This is a genomic window from Micromonospora sp. 4G55, from assembly GCF_016803375.1.
Genome location: NZ_JAEVHN010000463.1, coordinates 1 through 4,990 on the forward strand (window position 1 = coordinate 1; position 4,990 = coordinate 4,990).

Sequence of the window (4,990 nt, forward strand, 5' to 3'; positions counted from 1 at the left end):
GCAGGGCGTACGCCACTGGGTCTTCTGCGACCGGCTGCTCGACGCGCCGCGCTGCCCCCCGCCCGGCCGACCACGACGCCCCTGCGGCGCACCACGCCGGCCGCCGGGCGAGTAACGGGAGCGCCGGAGGCGGCGGGGGCGATGGCGGGGCGCGACACACGAGCGGGCCGGGTGGTGGCGGCGACGGCCATCGCGGTCCGGTGCCGTGGACGGACCGATCCGGTGATTGTTACGGCCGGCCACCCCGTCGGTATCACTTGTGTGCCGGGGCCACATAGCCCGTGGGTGACGTCACTTCTAGCGTGAGCCGACACATGCTTCCTGTCCTCACCTGGAGTCGCGATGACGGTCCGGCACACGCGGCGGGCGTTCCTCTCCGCCGCCACGATGATGGCCGCGGCGCTCGCCGCCACGGCCTGCGGCAGCCCGCAGGACACCGCCTCGGGTGGCGGTGACTCCGCCGCCCCGGTCAAGGTCGGCCTGGTGTACTCCCAGTCGGGTGCGCTGGCCAGCTACGGCAAGCAGTACATCGAGGGGTTCAAGGCCGGCCTCGACTACGCCACCAAGGGCACCGGCAAGGTCGGTGACCGCAAGATCGAGCTCACCGAGGTCGACGACGCCGGCGACCCGGCCAAGGCGGTCTCCGCCGCCAAGGACCTGATCGGCAAGGGTACGAAGATCATTGCCGGTTCGACGGCGTCCGGCGTCGCGCTCCAGGTCGCCCCGATCGCCGCCCAGAACAAGGTGCTGTTCATCTCCGGCCCGGCCGCCACCGACGCGATCACCGGCGCGAACCGGTACACGTTCCGCTCGGGTCGGCAGTCGTACCAGGACGTGGTGACGGCCAAGTCGTTCATCGGCGACCCGGCCGGCAAGAAGGTCGTCGTCTTCGCGCAGGACGGCGCCTTCGGCGACGCCAACGAGGCCGCCGTGAAGGCCGTCATCGGCGGCGCCGGGGCCAGCGTCAGCAGCGTCCGCGCCCCCGCCAGCGCCACCGAGTTCACCCCGTTCGCCAGCCAGATCAAGGCCGCCAAGCCGGACCTGCTCTTCGTCGCCTGGGCCGGCACCACCGCCCCGGCCATGTGGCAGACCCTCGACCAGCAGGGCGTGCTGAGCTCGACCACGGTCGTCACCGGCCTGGACATCCGCGCCTCCTGGCCGACCTTCGGCGCCGCCGGCAGCAAGATCTCCTTCCTGTCGCACTACTTCGACGGGGCCAGCGACACCGAGGCCGCGAAGGCCGCCAAGGCGAAGATCCCCGGCGGGACCATCGACCTGTTCCACCCGGACGGCTTCGCCGCCGCGCAGATGGTCGTCCGCGCCGTGCAGGAGGGGGGCGACGACGTCGATAAGATGATCAAGGCCCTCGAAGGCTGGACGTTCGACGGGGTGAAGGGGTCGATGACCATCCGCGCCGGCGACCACGCGCTGCTCCAGCCGATGTACCAGGCCAAGCTCTCCGGCAGCGGCACCGCGTTCACCGCCGCCGCCCAGAAGAGCCTGACCGGTGACGAGACCGCGCCGCCGGTCACCCAGATGAAGGGCTGAACCGTGCTCGCCACCCGCGGTCTGACCTGGCGGATCGGAGAGGTCGCCATCGTCGACAGCGTCTACCTCGACCTGGCGCCCGGGGAGTTCCTGGGCGTGATCGGGCCGAACGGCGCCGGCAAGACCTCCCTGTTCAACCTGATCACCGGCCTGCGCCGGCCCACCGAGGGTCGGATCCTGCTGGACGGGGAGGACATCACCGCCCTCCCCCCGCACCGGCGGGCCCGCCTCGGGCTGGGACGCACCTTCCAGGCGTCCTCGGTCTTCGGCTCGCTCACCGTTCGGGAGAACGTCCGGCTCGCGGTGCAGGCGTACCGCGGGGGCTCGATGAAGCTGTGGCGGCGGGCGGCGGCCGACCGGGAGGTGGCCGCCGCCGCCGACGCGGCGCTCGACCGCGTCGGCCTGCACCACCGGGGCGCGGCGCTCGCCGGCACCCTCGCCCACGGCGAGAAGCGCAAGCTGGAGATCGCCCTGCTGCTCGCCGGGGAACCCCGGGTGATGCTGCTGGACGAGCCGATGGCCGGCGTCAGCGCCGAGGACGTGCCCGAGCTGGTTGCGGTGATCAAGTCGCTGACCGGCGACAGCGGGCGGGCGGTGCTGATGGTCGAACACCACATGGACGTGATCCTGGAACTCGCCGACCGGATCGCCGTGATGCACCACGGCGCGCTGCTGGCCTGCGACACCCCGGACACGGTGATGGCCAACGCCACCGTCCAGGAGGCCTACCTGGGGGAGTCGCTATGACGGAGCCCGTTCTCAGCGTGGAGGACCTGTCCGTGCGGATCGCCGGGCTGCACATCCTCCAGGGCGTGTCGTTCACGGTCGCGCCGACCGGCGTCACCGTGCTGCTCGGGCGCAACGGCGTCGGCAAGACCACCACGCTGCGCGCGATCGTCGGCCTGACGCCGCGCAACGGCGAGGTCCGGGGCGCCATCCGGATGGGCGCGCAGAGCCTGCTCGCCCGCCCCACCCACCGGCTGGTCCGCGGCGGGCTCGGCTACGTGCCGGAGGACCGCTGCGTCTTCGCCGGCCTCACCGTCGCGGAGAACCTGCGGCTCGCCGAGCGGCGGGGCACCACCCCCGCGTACGACAAGGTCTTCGCGCTCTTCCCCGAGCTGGACCGGCGCGGACGGCAACGGGCCGGCTCGCTCTCCGGCGGGCAGCAGCAGATGCTCGCCATCGGCCGGGTGCTGCTCAACGACAACCGGCTGCTGCTGGTCGACGAGCCGACCAAGGGGTTGGCGCCGAAGGTGGTGACCGAGGTGGCCGAGGTGCTGGAACGGGTGGCCGAGTCCGTGCCCGTGCTGCTGGTCGAGCAGAACCTGGCCGTGGTCCGGCGGCTGGCCCGCGACGCGGTGGTGCTCGCCGCCGGCAAGGTGGCCTGGGCCGGCAACGCCCAGGAACTGCTGCTGGAGACCGGACTGACCAAGTCGCTGCTCGGGGTCGGCTCGGCGGAGGTGCACTCATGACCACGGTGATCCTGCTGGCGCTGACCGGGCTCGGCCTGGCGGCGCTCTACTTCCTGGTCGCCTCCGGGCTCTCCCTGGTCTTCGGCCTGGCCGACGTGCTCAACTTCGCGCACGGGCTCTTCCTCGGCGTCGGCGCGTACGCGACCTGGTGGGCCGCGGGCAACCTGCCCGGCGCCGGCTCCGACGGGTTCGGCTTCGTGGTGGCCGTCGCCTTCGGGGTGCTCGCCGGTGCCCTCGTCGCGGTGCTGGTGGAGCTGGTGCTGATCCGGCCGCTCTACTCGCGGACCATCGAGCAGGTGCTGGTCACCGTCGGTCTGTCGCTGGCCGGGGTGGCGCTGCTCCAGGCGACCTGGGGCGCCGACGCGCGCCCGTTCCCGCGCCCCGAGTGGACCCGTCAGGTGACCTCGATCCTCGGCGCGAACGTGCCCAACGGCGGGCTGCTGCTGATCGTCGCCGCGGTGCTGGTGCTCGGCGCGCTGCTCGCCTTCCTCCGCTGGACCCGCTACGGCCTGGTGATCCGGGCCGGGGTGGAGAACCGGGAGATGGTGACCGCGCTCGGCATCGACGTCCGCAAGGCGTTCACCCTGGTCTTCGCGATCGGCGGGGCCGCCGCCGCGCTGGCCGGCGCGCTCGGCAGCGTCTACTTCGGCACCGTCTCGCCCGGTCAGGGCGGCTCGCTGCTGATCTTCGCGTTCATCGTGGTGGTGATCGGCGGGATGGGCTCGGTGGTCGGGTCCGCGTACGCCGCCGTCGCGGTGGGGCTGCTGCAACAGTTCGTCAACTACTACGGCGAGTCCGGACTGGGCGACATCTGCGTGGTCGGGCTGCTCGCCGTGGTGCTGCTGCTGCGTCCGCAGGGCTTCGCCGGAAAGGTGGCAACGGCATGACCGAGGTCAAGAGTCCCGAGGTCCCGGCCCCGCCCGCGGCGGTGCCCGACGAGCTGACTCCGGGACGCCGCCGCTGGCACGGCGTACGGCCGTGGCTGCCGCTGGCGGCGCTGGCGGTGGCGGCGATCCTGCCGTACTCGACGGTCAGCCTGCCGGGGATCTTCGAAGGGCCGCTGAACTCGCCGGGCACCCTGCAACTGCTCGCCGTCTGCCTGGTCTTCGGCGGGCTGGCGGCCGGCTACGACCTGCTGTTCGGCCGGACCGGGATGCTCTCGTTCGGGCACGCGCTCTACTTCGCCGCCGGGGTGTACGGCACGGACATCCTGGTCACCCGGGCCGGGCTGCCGCTGTGGCAGGCGGCGCTGCTCACCGTCACCGGGGCGACGATCCTGGCCGCGCTGCTCGGCGCGGTCGCGCTGCGCACCGTCGGGATCGCCTTCGCCATGGTGACGCTCGCCTTCGCCCAGGTCGGCGCGATCCTGGTGGCCCGGGACTTCGGCGGCTGGACCGGTGGTGAGGAGGGGCTGCCGCTGGACGTGTCCGGGCTGCCGCCGGCCCTGGTCGGGGTGACCAACACGGTCAACCTGTACTGGCTGGCGCTGGCGTACCTGGCGCTGGTGGTCCTGGTGGTGCACCGGGTCTCCGGCTCGCCCACCGGGCGGGTGCTGGCCGGGCTGCGCGACGACGAGCGGCGGATCGGGGTGCTCGGGCTCGACCCGTACCGGTTCAAGCTGGTGGCGTTCACCCTGGCTGGCGGCCTCGCCGCGAGCGGCGGGGTGGTCTACTGCCTGATCGTCGGCGGCGCCTCGCCGCACATCACCTCGTCGGAGCTGACCCTGTCGCTGCTGGTGATGGTGGTGCTCGGCGGCCCCGGCACCCGCTGGGGTCCGGTGCTCGGCGGCGTCCTCTACATGTACCTGGACCACCGCCTCACCGCCTTCGGCACCAGCGACGCGGTGGAGAGCCTCCCGGCCGTCCTCAGCCGCCCGCTGAGCCAGCCGCTGTTCGTCCTCGGCACCGTCTTCATCCTGGCCGTCTACTTCTTCCCCGGCGGCCTGGCCAGCCTCACCTCCCGCCTAACCC

Annotated in this window: 5 protein-coding genes; all 5 read left to right on the plus strand. The window is 72.7% G+C overall.

The genetic code is table 11. From position 1 onward, the window contains the following. The first annotated feature begins 342 nt into the window (after positions 1 to 342). On the plus strand, positions 343 to 1,548 hold the full coding sequence (locus JNW89_RS27420) for a substrate-binding domain-containing protein (protein ID WP_238451250.1): 1,206 nt from the start codon (positions 343 to 345) through the stop codon (positions 1,546 to 1,548). 3 nt (positions 1,549 to 1,551) lie between these two features. Next, positions 1,552 to 2,295 (plus strand): ABC transporter ATP-binding protein, encoded by a 744-nt coding sequence (locus JNW89_RS27425; RefSeq protein WP_179801947.1) that lies wholly within the window; start codon positions 1,552 to 1,554, stop codon positions 2,293 to 2,295. Beyond that, the gene (locus JNW89_RS27430; protein WP_238451253.1) at positions 2,292 to 3,020 is read left to right on the plus strand and encodes an ABC transporter ATP-binding protein; all 729 of its coding nucleotides are present in this window, start codon (positions 2,292 to 2,294) and stop codon (positions 3,018 to 3,020) included. The genes JNW89_RS27425 and JNW89_RS27430 overlap by 4 nt, the downstream gene beginning before the upstream one ends. Continuing rightward, positions 3,017 to 3,907, plus strand: a complete 891-nt coding sequence (locus JNW89_RS27435; protein WP_154941755.1) for a branched-chain amino acid ABC transporter permease — start codon at positions 3,017 to 3,019, stop codon at positions 3,905 to 3,907. Before JNW89_RS27430 ends, JNW89_RS27435 begins: the two co-directional genes overlap by 4 nt. Beyond that, positions 3,904 to 4,990, plus strand: a 1,087-nt coding sequence (locus tag JNW89_RS27440; protein ID WP_238451254.1) for a branched-chain amino acid ABC transporter permease, incomplete at its 3' end; no start/stop codon positions are given. The genes JNW89_RS27435 and JNW89_RS27440, both read left to right, overlap by 4 nt.